Origin of the sequence: Sphingopyxis sp. L1A2A (genome assembly GCF_005502465.1) — a bacterium.
Lineage (GTDB): Bacteria > Pseudomonadota > Alphaproteobacteria > Sphingomonadales > Sphingomonadaceae > Sphingopyxis.
The window spans coordinates 68,121-86,302 of sequence record NZ_SCOT01000002.1 but is presented as its reverse complement, the minus strand read 5'-3'; the positions used below and the strand labels follow the sequence as shown (position 1 = coordinate 86,302).

Here is an 18,182-nt window from a genome sequence, read left to right as displayed (position 1 = left end):
AAAAAGGTCACAATGCCGAAGATAGGATGGTCGTTCCCGATTTGCGACCCCTCGCGCTCCCGTGGTCGCGCGACGATCTATGACGCACTGCACAAAATAGTGGCAAGTCGCGCGGGGGCATGTCATCATCGGCGCCGGATATGCCACGCCTTCCTCCCCTCAGCAGCATGGAGGCCTTTCTCGAGGTCGCCCGCCATGGCACGGTGAAAGCCGCCGCGATCGAACTCGGCCTGTCGATGCCCGCGCTGTCGCGCCGCATCCAGACGCTCGAACATTCGGTCGGGCGCCCGCTGTTCAACCGCCACCACCACGGGCTCAGCCTGACCGAGGCGGGGCGCACGTTGCAGGAACAGCTGTCGCCGATCCTCGACGAACTCAGGACCGTCATCGGCCAGGTCGGCAGCCCCGACGCCTCGCTGCGCCTCCACCTCAACGTCCTGCCGCTCTTTGCCCAGCAGCGCCTGTTCCCGCGCCTGCCCGAACTGCGGCGCCAGCATCCCGAGCTGCATATCGACATCGACACGATGTCGCACGCCGAAGCGCGACTGGGCGACGGGATCGACGCCGCGATCGCCCTTGCGCGCGCGATCGATCCGGCGCTCTATGCCGCCCGGCTCGATCAGGACAAGGTGTTCCCGATCGCCGCGCGCAACCTGACCGACGCCGACCGGCCGATCGCGGTGCCCGAACAATTGCAGCGGATGACCATCCTGCTCCATCGCGAGATGCCCGAAACCTTTACCGAGTGGAAAAAGGCGATCGGCATGCCCTATCTGGAACCGGCGGGGATCGACTATTTCGATTCGGGGCCGCTGATGCTCGAAGCCGCGGCGCAAGGCATCGGCGTCGCGTTCATGCACGGCCATCATTTCGACGACGCCCACGACCCGCGTCTCGTCCGCCTGTTCGATTTCGACGTCGACAGCCCGTACAGCTATTGGTTCGTCTGCCGCCCGCGCGCGCTGCGCCAACCCGCGGTGAAGCTGTTCCACGACTGGTTGCTGGCGGCAAAGATCTGAACGGGTATTGCACCACCCGAACGATATTGACCGCGGTTAGGGCTCAAAGCTCGTCGCCCCGCGCGAGCGGCTTATGTCCCATACCCCGGGGGCCGCGCAGCGAATCGTTACCGCAGAGCGGCCATCCCCCTGATCAATCTGCAGATATTTCCCGGCCCGGTGTCCGCGAAACATATCGGCTCTGCGGGGCTTGATCCGCATCGGATAGGCGGCCGCCTCCTGCGTGAATTCATATTCCAGATCCATCTTGGCGACCGGCAGGTTATAGACGACCGGTTTGTCGGTCCCGAAGTTGGAAATGGAAAGCCCCCGGTAGGATCGGCGCACCGCGACCGGTGACGTGCTGAGTGCAGGTCGCCGAAGCCCATGAACACCGGTCGTTCGATTATAACGATCAAGGTTCGTGCTGATGACCCCAGACACGACGACACGGGCGTCATCAGACGCAGGCGCGTAATCCTCGACCGACGTGCCGCCCCAGATATCGATATCGCTCTCGCTTTTAATATCCTGGAGATACAAGGCTCCCTTGAGTGCTGGCATCATGCGAACGGCATCAATCGCCCGCCCCTTTGTGCCAACGAAGTCGAGTCCGTTCAGCCGAATATCGGATATCGTATCACCGGCACCGAATTTCGAACCCTGGCGCCCGAACTGGATCGGCGCGCCGGTTTGCGGCGTGCCGCGAATGATGCCGGTGACCTGAAGACCACGCAGGACATGTCCCCGATCGACCGTATCGGGATTCCCGGTCACATCGATTTTGCTATATTCGAGCGCCGATCCCATGCCGCCCGATAGTGCGACATTCAATCTTATCCTGATATCGCTGATCGTCCCCGCAACGCCATCGGCAAAGCTGTGCCCGATATCGACGGCGACCCCGCCGTTGGTCGCGTTGCTGTCGATATTGGTATAATCGATTTCGACATCGGTGACATGGTTGAAGCCCTTGTTGATCGCCGCAATCACGACATCCGCGGCATATTTGAAGTTGCGCGACCGCACGCGCGCCTTCGCATGGCTGATCCCGTAGATGAAAAAGGAGCGCCCGCAGCCGTCGGTGACCAAATTGCTGACGGTGATGTTATTTCCCGAATTGGCGCAGTTGATCGCATAGACGCAACTGGTCGCCACCAACGTCCCGATGCGAATATCGCGCGAACCGGCGCGGGTTGCAGGTTCGGATATCGCCAGCACGGCAAGCAGGTTCGTCGCCCGCACCTGCGGTATCTCGACCCCGACACAGTCGCCGCGGAGCGACACAAACTCCAGGCCCTGAAAGCGGCCATCGATCGGAATGGCCGGAGAGGTGACCTCGCGGGCGGTCACCACGCAGTCGCGGCAATCGACGAACTTGACGAAAGAGGCGTTGGTACCTGACCAATCCTTGCCAGGATCGACTTTGATGTGTGCGTCGCTGGCATCAACCTTCACACCGGACAATTTTTCGAACAGCAAGACGTTGCCGCCATAGGCCCGCCCCCGCCGAAAAATCAGATATGTGCCCTTGGGAAACAGCAGGCGACCGCCGCCGGCCGCCTGGAGCGCCGCGCCGGCCCGCCGGATCGCCAGCGTGTCATCCGATTTGCCGTCGCCCACCGCGCCGAAATGCGTCACGTCAAACGTGTCGCCGAATTGCGCCGCGCCAGTTGTCGGGGCGGGCTTGGGCGACGCCGCGTGGCCCTGATGCGCCCCATATTCGATCGATTGCGGTTGGCCGGAATACCAAAAACTAGTGTGATAATCGTCGGCCGGGGCGCCGTATGCGTAGCGGCCTTCCGTGCCGGTCAGGATCGGCTGGGCGATCGGCAAACCCAACTCGGTCGTTATGTCGGCGAGAAATCCATTCGGCGAATAGACATAAACTTCCGCGCCTTCGACGGCGCGCCCGTCTTCGTCGGTGCACTGACCACGGTATATCGTCATAGCCACGGCTCCTTCACTAACCGGCTATAACAGATCATGAATGGGTGAGTTAAATGGTGCTGCTGGGGAGGATTGAACTCCCGACCTCGTCATTACCAATGACGCGCTCTACCACTGAGCTACAGCAGCAACCGAAACGCCCGCAAACGCCTGTTCGCTGGGCAGGCGCGGCCTATGGCGGGGCGCCTGTCGCGTGTCAAGGTGCGAGGCTTGACGATATGGCAAATTCGCGCGCATGGGGGACCGGGTGAGCAAGACGCCCTCCCCCGCCGACATCGAACGCGAACGCCGCCTGGCCGAGGCGCTGCGCGACAATCTGCGCAAGCGCAAGGCGCAAGCCCGCGACGCCAGGTCCGAAACCCCGGCTAAAGACTGACGGTCACCGTCACCGCGTCACCCTCGACCAGCCCCTCGGCCTTGCGCACCGCGGCTTTGACCGGCAGCAGCCAGCCGCCGCTTTCCTTGTGCGGGAACACCGACGTCTGCCAATGGGTATCGCCAATCGTCGCCGCGACCCGCGCCGATCCGAATCCCTTGCGTCCAGCGAGCCACTGGCCGCTGATCGCCGCGACCCGGATGCCATCGGCCGCGTCGCCCGCGATGGTGACGAAAAACCATGCCGCGGGGGCGGTGGCCGACTGCCAGCGCCAGAGCGGGGTGGTGACGGTGAAACGTTCCATTACCGTAGCCCTGAGCCTGTCGAAGGGCGACTATCGGCCATCGACCGACATCTGGCCAATTCCGAAATCCGGTTCCAGTCGCCAGCGATCAGGGCTTCTTTTTTGGCCCTGCTCCAACCTTTGATCTGCCGCTCGGCTGCCTTGGCATCGTCTCGCGTCTGAAAAGCGTCGCTCCAGACAAGCTCGACGGGACGTCGTTTGTGGGTGTATCCCGCAAAGAAGCCTGACTGATGCTCGGCAAATCGGCGCGGCAGGTCGTCGGTGTGCCCGGTGTAATACGAGCCGTCCGCGCAGCGCAGCAAATAGCAGTGGAACATCCAGTCCATCGAGCAACCCTCTGCGTGTGGCCGACAAGCGTGCTTCGACAAGCTCAGCACTACGGTATTGAAACAAACCGTCAGCTTTCCATCACCGCAGCCCTGAGCCTGTCGAAGGGCGCTTCTCGATCGCGCGCCAACATCATTTCCCGCCGCTCATCGCCCGCACCGGCACCGGAACATTACAGATGTCGGCGCCGCCCGCGGGCTTGATAAAAAACGGATCGCGGCGATTGGCCCGTGCGTCGGCGTAGCGCGCGAAGCTGTCGCTGTCGGTCGACAGATATTCGAAACGCGGTTGCTCGGCGCTTGCCAGTTCGCTGGCGACCCGGATCGCGGCGATCGGCACCCGTTCCGCCTCATCCTCGTAAAAGCCCAGCGCGCCGGTGCCGCGCGGCAGGCTCGACAGATGTTCGATCCCGCTGATCACGCGGCCCACAACCGCGATATTGCGATCGAGGTGGCGCGGCGCATGGCCGATGACGGTATAGAGCTCGGCCCCGCTGCCGGTGTCGGGCGACAGGTTGCGGCCAACGCCGACCATGCCGTAGCAATGGACGGGCCAAAATTCGAACTGCGGCCCGCCCGCCACTGGAAAACCCGCCGCAAAACCGACGACGCCCGTGTACACATCTTCGGGTTTGTCAAAGGGTGGCGGTGGCGGTGGCCCCTTGAGCCCCTTCTTCACCATAAAGGCTCGCGCGTTCACGGAGGAAACACTCTCGAAATCGCGCACCGACTTGGCCACATACTCACTCTCAGCCACCGAAACCAAACCCTTCGGCAACGCCTTTTTCTCAGTCGCATCGCCCCATTGCACGACATAGTTATCCTGCACCCGGTTGATGCTCGTCCCGTCCCACCAATGCGCGGCGGCGAGCTTGCGGATATTGCCGATCCACCCCTGGCTGAACGGAGCGGGCATCAACTGGATCACGACGCGGCGCGGTTTGCCCTTGGCGTCGGGCGCCAGATCCATCACCAACAGGTCCGACGGGGCCATCGCGATCCAGTCGCTGGCGGGCGCGGCGGCCGCAATCTCCCCCGGCGACGGGATCGGCGCAGGCTCCTGCGCAACGGTGGGATGGGCGAGCGACGCGGCGGCAACCGCCGACAGGAGCAGATGTTTCATGGCGGCATGTCTGCCATGCCCTATCGGCTTGCGAAAGCCCCGCCGAGCGATTAGGGCGCGCCTTCCAGTGCATGCGGAGCGGTGGCCGAGTGGTCGAAGGCGCTCGCCTGGAAAGTGAGTATAGGTCAAAAGCCTATCGTGGGTTCGAATCCCACCCGCTCCGCCAGCTGCCGCACCGCAGCCATGATTCCTGGGCTTTTCAGGCTGTATCAATCGACGTTGGGGCGGTCCGCGGCGCCGGTTACCGGCGGCGTCAGATCGTGAATGGTGCCCCTGGCCGGACTCGAACCAGCACTCCTTGCGGAACCGCATTTTGAGTGCGGCGAGACTTCCGTATAACATTGATAACACTGCTTGTTTTTGGCTACAACCGAAAACTGTGTAAGGATTTGTGTAAGTTTGGATCCTTAGAGTTTCTGCTTTGCACCCCAATTGTCGCCGTTGACCGATCGCGCGGTCGATCACAAAACCCGCCGTTCGTTCGTCTTCGGACGCCTGGATTGCGCCTGACTGACTTTGGGATAAAATGATCGTTCCCAAGCATGATCGGCAATGGCCAGTTTCGGCGGCACCGGACATTCACTCAGTTGCGACGCTGCCCCCAATGAATGCGCAAGACTGACCGGTTGCAGGCCGGCAACTCCAAAATACCTGATGCGGGGAAGCTGGCATTCGTCCAGTCAGTTAGCCGAGCCGATTTCACTGATGCCATGTGACTTGCTTCGCTCCGGCATGTACAAGTAGTATCCGCGGATGGCTGAAAATCAACCTGATACAAAACTGAAGCGCGATCCCGCCGAGCTGTTCGGCGGCAAGCGATTCGACATCGAACACGCTCTCAACATGTACGCGACGAGCTTCGTGCTCATGCCTGCCTTCGGAATCTACGAGGAGAATATTGTGGCGGCGTTCAAGCCGCAGCTCGCGAAGTGTCACATCTACGTCATCGGCACTATGCCGGCGATGGAGACCATCGATCAACGCCTTGAGAATGGGCAGCTTGTCATCGGTATGCTCGTTGCCGGCAAACGTCATGAACTCGCCTGGCCGATGCCTGAAGGCGTCGAGATGGTCGAGACCGAGCGGGGCTGGTTCATCAAGAACGGTGACGGCTACTGGGCGCCCTCTGACGACGAGATAGCGCAACGGTTAAATAACGAACAGGACGCAGTCCACTTCGAGGTACTCTATATCGGTCAGGCTTATGGCAAGGACGGGTCCCGCAACGCCCTAGACCGGCTGCTCAAGCACGAGACACTGCAGCGGATCTCGGTCAAGGGCGTACCCGCCGATCGTCGACTCACGCTTCTCATGCTTGAAATCGTGCCGGGCAACCGCATGATCACGTTTATGAACCCTTGGGCCCAGGCCACGGAGGACGGCAGCGCCCGCATCTCGGCGGGCTTGGACAAGCTGTTCGGGACATCAGACGCCGAGCGCGTGACCCTCTACGAGGCGTCGCTGATCCGTCACTTCCAGCCACCGTTCAACAAGGAGTTCAAGCAAAGCTTTCCTTCGACCAATCTGAAGGTACTGGCGGACTGCTACGACAAGGACTTCTCCGCCTTGATCTCGGAGATCTGCATCGACGAACTACCGTTCAAGATGACCTCGGATGCCGTTCCCCCGTCCCAGTATCACACCGCCAAGTTCGACCTTCACGAGGACGAGGCACGTAAAGTTTTCTTCGGCAGGAAGAGGTAGCGGCGCGGGGGCCGTGGGCACGGTATGAGGTGGTCAGAGAGACCATCTGCGGCGCCATTCTGCATAGCCAGTCGTCGCGTCAATTTTACCGTTTTTGTCGCACTTCGGCATGAGCGCCGGAGTTAGAAGGGAACCACGAAGATATGGCAACGATACGGCATGACGCTAGGTGAGTGGCGAACTCGAAGGCGGTCATTTCGACATTACGGTTGACAGAATAGCTATGATGGGAGGGGATTTGACGCACGCTCAAGCAATAGAATTGCTCGACGAAGCGGCGCGCGAACTGGCTGAAATTTATCGCGGGAAGCACTATGCTTTGTGGCGCGATGAAAAACGTCGTTCCCTTGGCGACGCCCTTCAACAAGTCTCGCCGTTCAACGCCTATAGTGACAATTGGATTTTCACTGGCGATGGCGGGGGGGCGATAGCGCGAGGCCGGTTCGGCGATTGGGCGATTGATCGTCTGGTCGAGAAGCTCGACGCTGCCGCGATTTTCGCTGCCTTTGGCGAAGAGATCGCCGGAAATGTTGGACACTATTCCGAACTGAGCGCAATCCTCGGCGTGCAACTAGACGCTACCGTCGATTTGGGCGGCGGCGTGACACTGGATGCAGAGCCCGAGGATTATTTCGAAGGGCTGATGCACCGCATCCCATTCCAGATGCTGCCCGTGCCGTCAGGAACGAGCGTGCTCTGCCATCAATACCGTGTCGAGCCCGCATTCGAGCTCCGCACCGGCCCGCCGCTCGGCGAGAGTGTGACGACACCGGCTGCGTCGGCCCGTGATCAGGTGCGCCAGCGAGTGCGCCTGGCGTGCCTCCTCGCCAGCACCGGTCCGGTCGAGCTACCTTTTTCGCTGCTGCAGCCGGATCGAGCGAGCCTGTTCGTCGCTGGAGACGGCAATCAGTCCGGGCGCCCGTTCGCCGCGATGCCGTTGGTCGCATTTCCCGTTGAGGGCGCGGCAGTCGCGCGAGCCTATGGTCTTCTCGCAACCTTCCGGGGCGGCGCCAGCATGGCGCGCGCGATCGACCGGCTGGGACGTTCGCGCCTGGCGATCAACCCGGTAGATCGCGCGCTCGACCTCGGCATGGCGTCCGAGATCGTGCTGATGCACGACCACAGCCCCAACAATACCGAAATTGCCCATAAGATCGGCAGCCGCGCGGCATGGCTTCTCGGTCAAACACCGACCGAGCGGGCGACGATTTTCGCTGACATGAAATCGCTCTATGGAGCTCGGTCACAAGCGGTGCATTCCGGCGTTTTGTCGTCACGATCGACCATAGACCTCGATGCGGCTGATGCGCTCGTCACGCGTATCTTCACCGCGATCCTCGCGCGTGGCGCCTTTCCGGATTGGTCTAGCCTGGTGATGGGCGGAGACGCCTTGCAACCGGGGGAGGACGAAGGTGACGCATAATACAATGCGTGCGCGTCCTCGACCGGAAAACGAAGTGCGGCTCATTTTTGCGTTCAAATGACGCGCCAAAGTCGATAGTTATTCCAGATGCCTACCACAGCCTTTTCGAACCACTTCAGACGCGAACTTGATGTCGGCCAGCTCGCTCGCCTGATCCTGCAGGGCGCGCCGGACGCGAGCGAGAATCACCTCTCGGACGCTCAGCGCGTCTGGATCCGGACCGACGTGCGCTGCTCGTCCTGCGGCGTGGGCGGCGCTCAGATTGTGCGGGCAACGAAGCCCGCGGGCGCACGGGGCGGCACCCGACAGGCGCATTTTCGCTTCGTCGGCGATAATGCCATGGACGCCCACCACCGCTTTTGCGAGTTCCACGGGGCCGATGGCCAAGAGCGGCAGACCGAAAGTCTCGTCGACTTCGGAAGTGCCAAGACCATCGAGACCCGGCTTATCGGCCAGCTCGTCTGCAAGGGGATCGAACAGGGTATCTTCGACCAGACCGCGATCCGTGGAATGCGGCAATGGTTCTTCGACCTGAAGGCGGCAAACCGCTTTACCATCGCCATTGATTCGACGGCAGTCGACTGGCTCTCCGCGCTCCTGCGCCATCCCTTCTACCAGCGATGGGTCTTCCACCCAGTCCAAGCGCAACTTCCTGGCTTCGACTGGAAGCAGGCGACCCGTCAGGCATTCACCGAGCAGTTCTGGCCACTTTTCGATCACATGTCCGGCAGGCGCCTCGGCGATACCAAATCGCGCACGAAGGAGTTGGTTGCCCGCTACGCGGGCCAGGAGGTGTTTGACCCAGCGGCGCTCGAGCCGAGCTATGAGCTGACCCTCCAGCTCGCGACCTTCATCGGACGCAATTCCGGGCTGGATTTTCGCCGGTCAAAGCCCGATGAATATCGGTGGAACGGCGCACCGCCGGCGCTGCTGGCCTTGTGTGCCCTCATACTGTTCGTATCGGACTGGCAGTTGAACGCGGCGATCGGCAAGTTCGCGCAGATCCTGGCAGCGCCTGATCCGAGTGATCCGCTCCTTGGAAATGTCGTCGGGCTAAATCCCTTCCACGACTATGCCGCTTGGAAGATGGTGGTGCTCGCCCAGGAGATTGCCGAGCAGCCCACTGACGTCCGCGTCTATGATACCGAGCTCGCGCGGATCGAGGCCGAACTGCGCGAAGCCTATCACGCTTGGACCCAAGGCCAGGGCTGATCGCTCATCGCGGAGGTGGAGGGCGCATCTGGCCGCCCAAAGCCGTCATATCTTCCCAGGCCTGCCGCACCATTTCATCGCAGATCAAGTCGCGCGGAACGTCGCCTTTACGAACGAGAGCTGCCATTAGCTCGCGAGCCTCGAACGTCGTAGTCTGGTCGGCTACCGCCAGCCCGATCGGCAGCATAAGCGACTTAGGGGCCATCCGCAGCCCAAGGGCGAAAGTCAGCTTCCGGCAGTAGCGGATGTGCGAAGGCTAAGGTCAACTCGGTCCCAAAAATGCAGCATCCATAAAACGGTGAACGTCCTGCGCGAACAGCCAAACTCTCGCACTGCGCGCGAACCTCAAGCTATCCATGCATCAGAAAGATCTGCGACCCTTTGACCTATGCTTAGCTGACGCTAACATCGGCGCCTTAATCCGCTGAGCCCTTCGCTTAGCAGCAATCGAGGGTTCGTTTGGGAAGGCTGATTTCACCGCCTTTGGTCGATTTGCCGAAGCTGCGACAGCCGCTGACGGCTGGCGAGAGCATGGTGCTGGAAATGTTTGATCAAACGCTCGATCCCGAGTGGGAAATCTACGTCCAGCCCCATCTCAACGGCCTGCGGCCGGATTTCGTCCTCTTGCATCCAAGGGTTGGAATTGCGGTCTTCGAGGTGAAGGACTGGAATCTTGATGCGATGGACTATTTCGTTCGTAAAGGAACGAAACGTCCAGAGTTATGGGCTAGGCGGGACGGTAAGGAGTTCTCCCGCCAATCCGAGAATCCCTTTCCAAAGGTTGAATATTACAGAGAAGCCATATACAATCTTTACTGCCCCAGGCTCACTAAGGACAAAGGCTTCGGCGCTATTACGGCGGGCGTTATATTCCCATTCGCTAGCATTAATCGCCTGCGTTCTCTCTTCTCCCCTTTTTTGCAACACGGTGAGCTGGAAGCTGCGGCGAAATATACCCCTTTGAGCGGTGTAGAGGAGGTCGCAAATGGGATGATCTCTCAGGTTTTCCCGGAATCTGCGCGCAAATCGTCGATGCTGATGCGTCCTGAGCTCGCCGACGATCTTCGGGGTTGGCTCATGGAACCAGATTTCTCAGCGACACAACGCCGTCCCCTCGAAATGAACGCTAGCCAGCAGCAGTTCGCTGGCTCCAGAACCGAGAGTGGATTTAGGCGGATAAAGGGTCCGGCGGGATCAGGGAAATCACTGGTTTTGGCTGCGCGCGCCGCCCGACTTGCCGATGAAGGCAAGACAGTCCTCGTAGCCACTTTTAACATCACGCTATGGCATTACCTGCGAGACTTGGTCGTTCGTGAGCTGAAATCTGGATCCAGTTATCGGAATATTGTTTTCGTCAACTTTCACAGTTGGTGCAGGGACGTTTGCGAGACCGTGGGGTGGTCCGAACCCTACGACGAACTCTGGAAATCTGGTGATCCTGTCTCGGTAATGGAGACTGCCCTCCCGGAACTGGTAGGGCAATCGGCCACTGAATCAGCGGCCCCGAGCTATGACGCCATACTTGTCGATGAGGGACAAGATTACCGTCCCCTTTGGTGGAGCACACTGCGCACGTTTCTGAAGCCTGGCGGCGAGATGCTCATGGCGGCAGACGCGACACAGGACATTTACGGGACTGCTGGAGCATGGACTGACGATGTTATGGCGGGAGCTGGCTTCAGAGGTGCGTGGGCTAATCTGGATGTTAGCTACCGGCTGCCCGTATCCGCAGTGCCGCTAATTCGAGACTTCGCTGAGCGCTTCCTTCCGGATACCGAGATCAACCTACCGCTTCCACAGCAAGCCTCGTTCGAACTCGCTCCCTGTCGGCTACGATGGGTACAATGCGCGACTGAAAACTCGGTCACCGCTTGCGTCGAAGAACTGCTGCGCATGATGCATTTCACCGGCGAGGGTAGCTTCGCCAATGCGGATATTACCTTCCTTGCGTCCGACACAGCAAGCGGGAGCGAGGTAGTTGATGAGCTAGAAGCACACGGCATCAGAATCGTGTCTACCTTTGCGCAAGACACGCAAGAGCGGAGGCGCCAGAAAGTTGGCTTCTACATGGGTGACGCGCGCATAAAGGCGACGACACTTCACAGCTTTAAGGGCTGGGAATCCCCGTTGCTGGTCATACAGGCTGGAGCTTCGACCGATGCTGGAAGCCGAGCACTCATATATACCGGCCTTACGCGGCTCAAGAATACGATCGCGGGCAGTCGACTTACGATCGTAAGCTCGTCACCAGACTTCCTGGATTTCGGGAGAACGTGGCCCAATTTCCATGACGTTTCAGCCGAAGGCAAGACCGGTTTCGGCGTGAGCGGACGCTGATGCGACGGTCGCAGGATGGCTTGAACTGGTCGCCTGCTGTCGATCAGAGAACTTGCGAAAAATGGGACATAGCCGCCAATCGAGCCAGAAAACTCGAATGTCCGTGCCTCCAACACCCGACGTTCAAGGCTGATGCAGGCAGGAGATGAGATCATCGCACGCGGCATAATAATATTGACCCTGCTCCGAGGTCATCTTTGGCTTGTAGAGCGCTGAAGGCCAAGCGTCCTTCCTCTGGCACTCTTTAAACATGAGCGAATGGAACAGGTCGCTGTCCATGTAGATTTCCATGCGAGGATGGGTCCCCGCCTTGATGGCCTTGCGCGCAGCCGCTTCGATCAGCGAGATTTGCGCGAAAGGAAGCCCCAGACTGTTGAGCGAGATGTGGTTCTGCGCTTTCGAGATATGGAGCAACGGGTCGTCATAATATTCGTTCGACCCTTGCGCGAACACCCCATAGATTTCGAGGCCCAACGCGTCCCGGTACAGCGTTTGCAACTGCCGGAAGAGGATGAAGAGGTTCTCCGGCACATAGGTGTATTTGACGTCGGTCTCGACCATGCCCGCGGTCCAGTTCGTCTTGAGCAGCAGGCTGTCGGCAAACGAGATGAAGGAGATGAACGGGTATCGCGCCGCAAACTCGTCCAGTGCATCGCGTAGCCTGATGACTTTCTCATGCGAGATAGCGCCTGACTGGATCGCGACCGTCATGTCGACCGCATCGATCATCGCGAAAATCGAGTTGGAGCGCAGGTGCAGCTTGCCCAGCCATTCGCTCTTCACGAACACGGTCACTCGCTTCTCGTATTCGTAAGCAAGCGCAGCCCCGACGAAAGCATCGCGCGGAAGGAAGGTCTTCACGACATGAAAGCGGTCATGCGTATTGGGATACCATCGGATTTCAGCGCCTATCGCCGTGATGGCCTCTATGCTTACCGCGGTGATGTAGCCTGTCGTATAGGGGGAAGCATCCTCGTCATCATTGATGTTCTTGAGCCACTCCGTCTCCCACTCGGCCATATAGGCCTCATCCATGATCCATGTGTCGCGACCGATCGGGAGATCGTCGAACGTGAAAGTCTGGAACGAGTAGTGGGAGAATGTCGCCATATCCCATGTTGGCATGGCGACGAGAGATTGGCGATCCGGAGTTTGTCGCCATCGGCCGTCAGCGCGTAGTCACTGGTCGGACGTGCCACCACTGAGCGAGACAGCCGGCCGTTGATGTAGTGCGACTAATCAATGAAAATCGACGGGACCCGGCACACTGGCCAAGCCTGAGTAGGTGGAACGTTCGCAACGCTGTGGGCCTGAAAGCTCGCCAATCGATGTTGGAAGATTCCCCCGCGACTGCTTGTCAGTGCCGAAGCGGTAATAGGGTCCGAAAACCATATCCCATCGACGTTGAGGCTCTTAGCCCATGCGATCAGAATGGCCCGCTCACCCTCGTTAGGGGGAATATTGCAACTGAAATACGACGTTAGCGCAATCATATCAGGCGCCGCCAATGATCCCAACTTCGTCGTTAAAGCCCACGCGTCAATGGCGGCCCGGTTCCTGAGCGAGAGCCGCTCGAGATCGACGAACGTCGCAGCGGTGCCATCGATCCGCGCCAGCGAATAAAGGGCAGCAGGTGGTTGAGCCGGAAACAAAGCGAACCATTCGCGCGGGCAGAGCGATACCGAAAGAGTATCTCCCTCATAATGCCACATGCGCCCTAGAAGAGGAGAGAGTTGGGGCAGTTCTCCATAGTGGAAGACCGTCTGCTCGCTAACTTTCACGTACAATTTGACGGTGCCTTTCCTGATATTGAAGCCCAGGCGCGGATTTTTGCCACTTGCATTGCACGTAGCCAATATTGACCCGACTCGGGCGCCCGCCAGTCATTCCGGCGGGAACCCAACATTAATCGGCCGGAATCCAAATGATGGCGAACTGATCGCCGTCCTCCTTTCCAGCGGTAGGAACAAGGTTTGCGTGAAGCTGTCGTGGTTCGAACCCAAGCAAGACACGCGTGGAGCGATATTTCAACCGATGCGACGGCGAGGCAAAATGCAGTCGATCAACGCTGCGGTGCTTAAAGCTTCTGCTCTTCTTCTCGCCGCCGCAGCTCCCGCTCGACCGCCTCGCGAATAAACTTCGCAAGCTGACGGTTTCCGACCTGCGCTTCGATCCGGCGGATCGTGTCTACAGATAGCCGGATGGTCGTGGCTTTCATTCCGAGCGGCGGGCGTCCCATGCCGTCGTCGCTATCGGCGTCGCGCTCAATCTCAAAGAGAATCGCGTTAATGACATCGTTTATTTGCATATACGCTACCGTTTATGCTATAAACGATAGCGTAAACAAGCTTAGGCTTTTCGGCGGAAGATGAACTGAGGCCGAATCACGCCAGCGACGGAGGCGACATGATCCACAAAGCCGCTAGCCCCCGATCGAAGTCGATCAGGATAGACAAACCGGCGCCCGTCCCGGCTTCGCCTTTATTGGAGGAGCAGCGCCCCGCATTCCCGATGCTAGTGAGATCACGCGAGGGCCGGCTATTAAGCGAAGCTCGCTATCGGAACGGCGAGAGTTTCGCCCTCGCGATTGAGGAATTGCGTTTCCCCGATACTGGCGACCTTCTCTACCAGACCGGCATCGTGACCCAGATGGCGTTAAGCTCGCATCTGCTGGATGTTGGCTTTGATGATCGATGGTGCGCCCGGAACATCGGCCTGCACATCAGCACGGCACTGGCATATGCCAATGCGACCGGCCTCAATTATCAATCCCCGGAACTAGAGCGGCTGGCCACGGTGCTGTCACCCTATAACGTCTGGCGAAATCCGGACATCCACGGTTCGCGGCCCCCGGTCCCCGCATCGCTGCCGGACATTCCACTCTTACTCAGAGAACTGCTGGACCATGTGCGTGGCATAACCGGACACTCTCGCCCTAGGCGGAGGAAGGCTCTTGGCTGAGGACAACATGGCCGCCCGCTTCGCGCGCACGATCCGAGGCCTGTTGGTCCCGCCCCCGGTGGTTCCAAGACTTGACGAACATGTCGATCCGGAGATTGCGCGGGTCGAGTGGGCGATAGCCCGCTTGCCGAAGCGCACTCGCGAAGTGTTCCTGATGCACCGCTTTGAAAATCTTGGATACGACCGTATCGCGCATCGGCTCGGCATCAGCGAAAAGGCTGTTGAGCGGGAGATCGTCAGGGTGTTGCGCGCCGTTCGCAAGGCAAGGGAAGATCATGCCCGTGAGCTTTACAAATAGCTGTCTGGCATCGTCGCCTATGGCTGTGATTTGCGGCGCAAGGCTAAGCCAATGCAGATAGCCGGGACGGCGCCAGCATACGATTTTGCCCTGCTTTGCGGGTAGCGCGAACTGCACGCGCGATCGCTTAGGCGTCGAACCTGCCCACATTCCCGGTCTGGTCGAATGTTGTTGATTGCGAACGCCAGCGCATGAACGGGGTCAATCCCGCTTTCCCGGTATGTCCAAAAATAGGCGCACGGAGCATGCCTTGCATCATGAACCGAAGCCGGTACATCGCGCGCGCCCTTGACCCTGTTGATCGAGCTATTTGCCTTGCGCTAAGCCAAAATGCGCGTCTCACGATACGCGAGATTGCTCGAATAATCGGATTATCCTCGCCAAGCGCAACGGAACGAATGCGTCGATTGGAAGATTCAGGTGTAATTGCCGGCTACACGATCACAGTCGATAACCAGGTGGTCGGACAGCCTATCGGTGCCCATTTTCGTCTGCGTCCCATTGCTGGTGAGATACCACGCATAGTCGCAATGCTCGCTGAAACACCTGAAGTGGTGGAAGCTGACCGCGTGACAGGCGATAATTGCTTAGTCGCCAAGGCTTATGTTACAGATTTGAGAGAGCTTGAACGGTTGATTGATCGATTTCTTCCCTATGCGGCGACGACAGCAGACGTGATTCAATCCACTTCAATCAAACGCCGTTTACTGAGGTTTTAGCCTCACCGGCAGCATCAATTTTCTACCAATGGGGTCAGTCGTCGGGCATCCTTACTGCATATTAAGTGCGCTTGAACGACGGCGCGCCGATGGCCGGGTAGCCGATGCAATGTCCAGGTCGTTTCGCGACTAAAGGCACCGGCGCATGTTCTCGCACATGTTCTCTTTGCCCGGCTTCGCCCGTCGTGTCGGAGAAGATCAAGGAGGCTTCTTTATGCAGACCCTCGTCCTTCGCAATCATGAGAATAAAGGTCCCGCTAGGGCAGGATATCTGAGAAACTAAGCGTGCCGTCGAACAGGGCTCGAACGAGCAACATCGTGCGTTTCGGCACCTCGTATCGCTCTCGCGCATTGGTGAGATGACGATCGACGGTGTCCTCCGTAATGCCCAGTATTCGGCCGGTCTCCCAGTCGCTCTTGCCGCGACCGACCCAAAGCAAGCAATCTCGTTGGCGGTCCGTTAATCGTGGCTGACTTTTCTCAAACGTCCGGATTCCCGAGTAACTGCGCGCGCGCTCAAACGCGAAGATGCCGACGAGTTGCGCCAACGGCAGCGTCGCCTCATCGACCGGGATGTCCGCGACGTTTGCGAAGGAACATGATCCGCTTGGTTCTCCAGGAACATTTGCCGGCACGGTAAAGCCGTCGCCGACTCCGTGTTCGCGGCTAAGTGCGAGGACCCGCCGGTCCTCTGAATTTAGTGGGATCATCGTCTCCATTTCAGACCACAAAAACCCAGCGCATGACATATGGCTTGCCCGGTGAACGGGGTCGGATGTGCCGAGAGCGTTGCGGTCATGGTAGGCGACCCATTGTGACGGATAGTTGTGGATCCGGACGACGTTGGCGGCGCCTCGTGTCACCTCCACATGGTGTGTGAGAGCGAAGTATTTGAATCCCATCTGCGTGCAGATATTTCCAAGTGCTGCTGCCAACTGCCCGGCCTCAGGCGCAGACTTGATCTCGCGCAGCATCTCTTGGGTCGTCATCTTGATCGTCATCAGCTAGCCTTCGGATCGCTGACGGACCTCTCTCGCGGTCCCGTTGCCGTTGATCGTCCTTCACTGATTTAATGCTTTGCGATGCTTCTCATGGCGTCGGTCGGCAATAATTGCGGGGGGAAACTTAATAACTTTATGAATCTCCTACATTCAACTAACTGATTATAGCTCAGATTCTGCTTCAAATCTACCTTTGTTGAAAAGCCCCAGCTCTGCAGAAATCTGAAAGGTACATACCCCTTTTCCGGGATGTTCACTGAGTGCGCATTTCCAGATCAGTGCGCATATGGCTTCCTACCATCATATTTGGGTTTCAGATCTCGGACATCCGGCATCAACTTTCATTGTCGCGCGGTTGACCGATCACGAAGCCGAAATCTACGCACCGTCCCGCAACTCATTTGTAGGTATTCAGCGGTGACCATGTCCGGCGCCATGATTGCCGCCTTAGCGTCGCAATGTGCGCCCAATGTCGCACCGCAGACCGTCGCTGCAATCGTGCAAACCGAAAGCCACGGACGGCCCTTCGCGCTAAACGTCAATGGCGGGAAACAACCTCCGCCGCAGCCCGACGCCGCCAGCGCCGCTGCGACTGCACAGCGCTACATCGCTGCCGGCTATTCGGTCGATCTCGGTCTCGGCCAAATCAACTCACGCAACATGCGCTGGCTTGGCCTGACCTGGGAGACAGTGTTTGACCCCTGCAAAAATATCGAGGCGCTCGGCAGAGTACTCACCCAAAATTATAATGGGGCAATTGTCGGACGCGATCCGCAAACCGCGCTTCGCATCGCACTCTCGCTTTACAACACCGGAAGCTCGTCGAGGGGATTTCGCAACGGCTATGTCGCAAAGGTTGTCAGAAATGCGGGCTTTGTCGACCTAGTGGCGATGGAAGCGCCGACGGCGCCGACGATGCCTCTCGACCCGCGCGTCCAACTCATCTCGGAGAATTTTGGTTCTACGTTGCTGCCTATCGCGCGCCGCAGCGCGCCACCTGCGTGGAACCTATTCGATCGCGCCGCTCATGACCGGCAAAGGTCCAACCGATCTGAAACGATAGAAAGCAGGAGCGTATGGCGAGATTAAAATACTTTGTGCGAAGAACCGCAGGTGTTCGGTCCCGACTGACGCTTTGGTTCGAGGGCATACCGCAGCCACGGCAGAACGTGCTGCTTTGGAGCGTCGCGCTCGCGCTGGTGTTAGGGGTTTCCGCGCTCAACCCTGATCCCGCCTCCGCACAGAATCTGGAGAGCTTCGCCACCAAAGTTCGCGGCCTGCTGTCGTCGACGCTGCTGCGGACGCTTGCGGTCATCGCGGTGATCGTCACCGGCCTGCTCTGGTTCACGGGTCGGGCCTCCACAACGATCCTCGTGACCGTTATCATCGGGATCGCCATTGTCTTTTCGGCTGATTCCATTGTCGGCATCATTGCGGGCTGACGCGCGTG

The 18,182-nt window shown here is 59.2% G+C and carries 19 protein-coding genes, 2 tRNA genes and 1 pseudogene; 12 read left to right on the top strand and 10 right to left on the bottom strand.

What is annotated here, in order from left to right; genetic code table 11:
* Nucleotides 1-140 precede the first annotated feature (140 nt).
* A complete protein-coding gene (locus FFS68_RS01970; protein WP_137751622.1) occupies nucleotides 141-1,019 on the top strand; it encodes a LysR substrate-binding domain-containing protein in 879 nt (292 codons plus the stop codon).
* 36 nt (nucleotides 1,020-1,055) lie between these two features.
* Here FFS68_RS01970 and FFS68_RS18175 read toward each other — a convergent pair whose 3' ends face one another.
* Together FFS68_RS18175 and FFS68_RS01960 are read right to left on the bottom strand one after the other, a co-directional pair.
* Nucleotides 1,056-2,948, bottom strand: coding sequence for a glycosyl hydrolase family 28-related protein (locus FFS68_RS18175; protein ID WP_137751621.1), 1,893 nt, complete (start codon nucleotides 2,946-2,948; stop codon nucleotides 1,056-1,058).
* A 54-nt stretch (nucleotides 2,949-3,002) separates the two neighbouring features.
* Nucleotides 3,003-3,077, bottom strand: a tRNA-Thr gene (locus tag FFS68_RS01960).
* Nucleotides 3,078-3,195: 118 nt separating this feature from the next.
* On the opposite strand from FFS68_RS01960, the gene FFS68_RS18170 reads away from it, so the two are divergent.
* A complete protein-coding gene (locus FFS68_RS18170) occupies nucleotides 3,196-3,324 on the top strand; it encodes a hypothetical protein (RefSeq protein ID WP_283214589.1) in 129 nt (42 codons plus the stop codon).
* Here the strand turns inward: FFS68_RS18170 and FFS68_RS01955 are convergent.
* From FFS68_RS01955 to FFS68_RS01945, 3 genes and pseudogenes are all read right to left on the bottom strand, one after another.
* Entirely contained in the window at nucleotides 3,314-3,628 is a 315-nt protein-coding gene (locus FFS68_RS01955) for a DUF1905 domain-containing protein (RefSeq protein ID WP_137751620.1), read from the bottom strand. The genes FFS68_RS18170 and FFS68_RS01955 overlap by 11 nt on opposite strands.
* 50 nt (nucleotides 3,629-3,678) lie before the next feature.
* A pseudogene (locus tag FFS68_RS01950) lies at nucleotides 3,679-3,945 on the bottom strand (GIY-YIG nuclease family protein); the annotation flags it as partial.
* A gap of 142 nt (nucleotides 3,946-4,087) precedes the next feature.
* Complete coding sequence (locus tag FFS68_RS01945; RefSeq protein WP_137751619.1) at nucleotides 4,088-5,077, bottom strand: peptidylprolyl isomerase; 990 nt, start codon at nucleotides 5,075-5,077, stop codon at nucleotides 4,088-4,090.
* A 75-nt stretch (nucleotides 5,078-5,152) separates the two neighbouring features.
* Here FFS68_RS01945 and FFS68_RS01940 point away from each other — a divergent pair.
* The 5 genes from FFS68_RS01940 to FFS68_RS01920 all read left to right on the top strand — a co-directional run bounded on the left by FFS68_RS01940 (nucleotide 5,153) and on the right by FFS68_RS01920 (nucleotide 11,753).
* A tRNA-Ser gene (locus FFS68_RS01940) sits at nucleotides 5,153-5,243 on the top strand.
* A gap of 587 nt (nucleotides 5,244-5,830) precedes the next feature.
* On the top strand, nucleotides 5,831-6,781 hold the full coding sequence (locus tag FFS68_RS01935) for a hypothetical protein (protein WP_137751618.1): 951 nt from the start codon (nucleotides 5,831-5,833) through the stop codon (nucleotides 6,779-6,781).
* Between the two features lie 238 nt (nucleotides 6,782-7,019).
* Nucleotides 7,020-8,204 (top strand): HEPN domain-containing protein, encoded by a 1,185-nt coding sequence (locus FFS68_RS01930; RefSeq protein WP_249339975.1) that lies wholly within the window; start codon nucleotides 7,020-7,022, stop codon nucleotides 8,202-8,204.
* A gap of 87 nt (nucleotides 8,205-8,291) precedes the next feature.
* On the top strand, nucleotides 8,292-9,416 hold the full coding sequence (locus FFS68_RS01925; protein ID WP_137751617.1) for a hypothetical protein: 1,125 nt from the start codon (nucleotides 8,292-8,294) through the stop codon (nucleotides 9,414-9,416).
* A gap of 459 nt (nucleotides 9,417-9,875) precedes the next feature.
* Entirely contained in the window at nucleotides 9,876-11,753 is a 1,878-nt protein-coding gene (locus tag FFS68_RS01920) for a nuclease-related domain-containing protein (protein WP_249339974.1), read from the top strand.
* Nucleotides 11,754-11,876: 123 nt separating this feature from the next.
* Here FFS68_RS01920 and FFS68_RS01915 read toward each other — a convergent pair whose 3' ends face one another.
* The 3 genes from FFS68_RS01915 to FFS68_RS01905 all read right to left on the bottom strand — a co-directional run bounded on the left by FFS68_RS01915 (nucleotide 11,877) and on the right by FFS68_RS01905 (nucleotide 14,061).
* The gene (locus FFS68_RS01915; RefSeq protein WP_137751616.1) at nucleotides 11,877-12,863 is read right to left on the bottom strand and encodes a hypothetical protein; all 987 of its coding nucleotides are present in this window, start codon (nucleotides 12,861-12,863) and stop codon (nucleotides 11,877-11,879) included.
* A gap of 125 nt (nucleotides 12,864-12,988) precedes the next feature.
* Nucleotides 12,989-13,540 (bottom strand): hypothetical protein, encoded by a 552-nt coding sequence (locus FFS68_RS01910; RefSeq protein ID WP_137751615.1) that lies wholly within the window; start codon nucleotides 13,538-13,540, stop codon nucleotides 12,989-12,991.
* A gap of 290 nt (nucleotides 13,541-13,830) precedes the next feature.
* Nucleotides 13,831-14,061, bottom strand: coding sequence for a hypothetical protein (locus tag FFS68_RS01905; protein WP_137751614.1), 231 nt, complete (start codon nucleotides 14,059-14,061; stop codon nucleotides 13,831-13,833).
* A gap of 98 nt (nucleotides 14,062-14,159) precedes the next feature.
* Between FFS68_RS01905 and FFS68_RS01900 the strand changes: the two genes are divergently transcribed.
* From FFS68_RS01900 to FFS68_RS01890, 3 genes are all read left to right on the top strand, one after another.
* Entirely contained in the window at nucleotides 14,160-14,714 is a 555-nt protein-coding gene (locus FFS68_RS01900; RefSeq protein ID WP_137751613.1) for a hypothetical protein, read from the top strand.
* Nucleotides 14,707-15,012: a sigma factor-like helix-turn-helix DNA-binding protein gene (locus tag FFS68_RS01895; protein ID WP_212742309.1), complete on the top strand. Its 306-nt coding sequence runs from the start codon at nucleotides 14,707-14,709 to the stop codon at nucleotides 15,010-15,012. Before FFS68_RS01900 ends, FFS68_RS01895 begins: the two co-directional genes overlap by 8 nt.
* Before the next feature lie 191 nt (nucleotides 15,013-15,203).
* The gene (locus FFS68_RS01890; protein WP_137751612.1) at nucleotides 15,204-15,731 is read left to right on the top strand and encodes an Lrp/AsnC family transcriptional regulator; all 528 of its coding nucleotides are present in this window, start codon (nucleotides 15,204-15,206) and stop codon (nucleotides 15,729-15,731) included.
* Nucleotides 15,732-15,792: 61 nt separating this feature from the next.
* Here the strand turns inward: FFS68_RS01890 and FFS68_RS17770 are convergent, their stop codons facing one another.
* A complete protein-coding gene (locus tag FFS68_RS17770) occupies nucleotides 15,793-15,972 on the bottom strand; it encodes a hypothetical protein (protein WP_171003704.1) in 180 nt (59 codons plus the stop codon).
* Nucleotides 15,973-15,988: 16 nt separating this feature from the next.
* The gene (locus FFS68_RS01885; RefSeq protein ID WP_249339972.1) at nucleotides 15,989-16,732 is read right to left on the bottom strand and encodes a LuxR family transcriptional regulator; all 744 of its coding nucleotides are present in this window, start codon (nucleotides 16,730-16,732) and stop codon (nucleotides 15,989-15,991) included.
* A 423-nt stretch (nucleotides 16,733-17,155) separates the two neighbouring features.
* On the opposite strand from FFS68_RS01885, the gene FFS68_RS01880 reads away from it, so the two are divergent.
* Together FFS68_RS01880 and FFS68_RS01875 are read left to right on the top strand one after the other, a co-directional pair.
* Nucleotides 17,156-17,821, top strand: coding sequence for a lytic transglycosylase domain-containing protein (locus FFS68_RS01880; RefSeq protein ID WP_137751760.1), 666 nt, complete (start codon nucleotides 17,156-17,158; stop codon nucleotides 17,819-17,821).
* Nucleotides 17,809-18,174 (top strand): TrbC/VirB2 family protein, encoded by a 366-nt coding sequence (locus FFS68_RS01875; protein WP_137751611.1) that lies wholly within the window; start codon nucleotides 17,809-17,811, stop codon nucleotides 18,172-18,174. Before FFS68_RS01880 ends, FFS68_RS01875 begins: the two co-directional genes overlap by 13 nt.
* The last annotated feature ends 8 nt before the right edge of the window (nucleotides 18,175-18,182 follow it).

Bases quoted from the DNA above. Each gene is read 5' to 3' on its own strand.
- FFS68_RS01945 (WP_137751619.1), bottom strand. From the start codon at position 5,077: ATGAAACATCTGCTCCTGTCGGCGGTTGCCGCCGCGTCGCTCGCCCAT.
- FFS68_RS01900 (WP_137751613.1), top strand. From the start codon at position 14,160: ATGATCCACAAAGCCGCTAGCCCCCGATCGAAGTCGATCAGGATAGAC.
- FFS68_RS01925 (WP_137751617.1), top strand. From the start codon at position 8,292: ATGCCTACCACAGCCTTTTCGAACCACTTCAGACGCGAACTTGATGTC.
- FFS68_RS01875 (WP_137751611.1), top strand. From the start codon at position 17,809: ATGGCGAGATTAAAATACTTTGTGCGAAGAACCGCAGGTGTTCGGTCC.
- FFS68_RS01885 (WP_249339972.1), bottom strand. From the start codon at position 16,732: ATGACGATCAAGATGACGACCCAAGAGATGCTGCGCGAGATCAAGTCT.
- FFS68_RS01935 (WP_137751618.1), top strand. From the start codon at position 5,831: ATGGCTGAAAATCAACCTGATACAAAACTGAAGCGCGATCCCGCCGAG.
- FFS68_RS01955 (WP_137751620.1), bottom strand. From the start codon at position 3,628: ATGGAACGTTTCACCGTCACCACCCCGCTCTGGCGCTGGCAGTCGGCC.
- FFS68_RS18175 (WP_137751621.1), bottom strand. From the start codon at position 2,948: ATGACGATATACCGTGGTCAGTGCACCGACGAAGACGGGCGCGCCGTC.
- FFS68_RS01915 (WP_137751616.1), bottom strand. From the start codon at position 12,863: ATGGCGACATTCTCCCACTACTCGTTCCAGACTTTCACGTTCGACGAT.
- FFS68_RS01890 (WP_137751612.1), top strand. From the start codon at position 15,204: ATGAACGGGGTCAATCCCGCTTTCCCGGTATGTCCAAAAATAGGCGCA.
- FFS68_RS01970 (WP_137751622.1), top strand. From the start codon at position 141: ATGCCACGCCTTCCTCCCCTCAGCAGCATGGAGGCCTTTCTCGAGGTC.
- FFS68_RS01905 (WP_137751614.1), bottom strand. From the start codon at position 14,061: ATGCAAATAAACGATGTCATTAACGCGATTCTCTTTGAGATTGAGCGC.
- FFS68_RS17770 (WP_171003704.1), bottom strand. From the start codon at position 15,972: ATGATTGCGAAGGACGAGGGTCTGCATAAAGAAGCCTCCTTGATCTTC.
- FFS68_RS01880 (WP_137751760.1), top strand. From the start codon at position 17,156: ATGTCCGGCGCCATGATTGCCGCCTTAGCGTCGCAATGTGCGCCCAAT.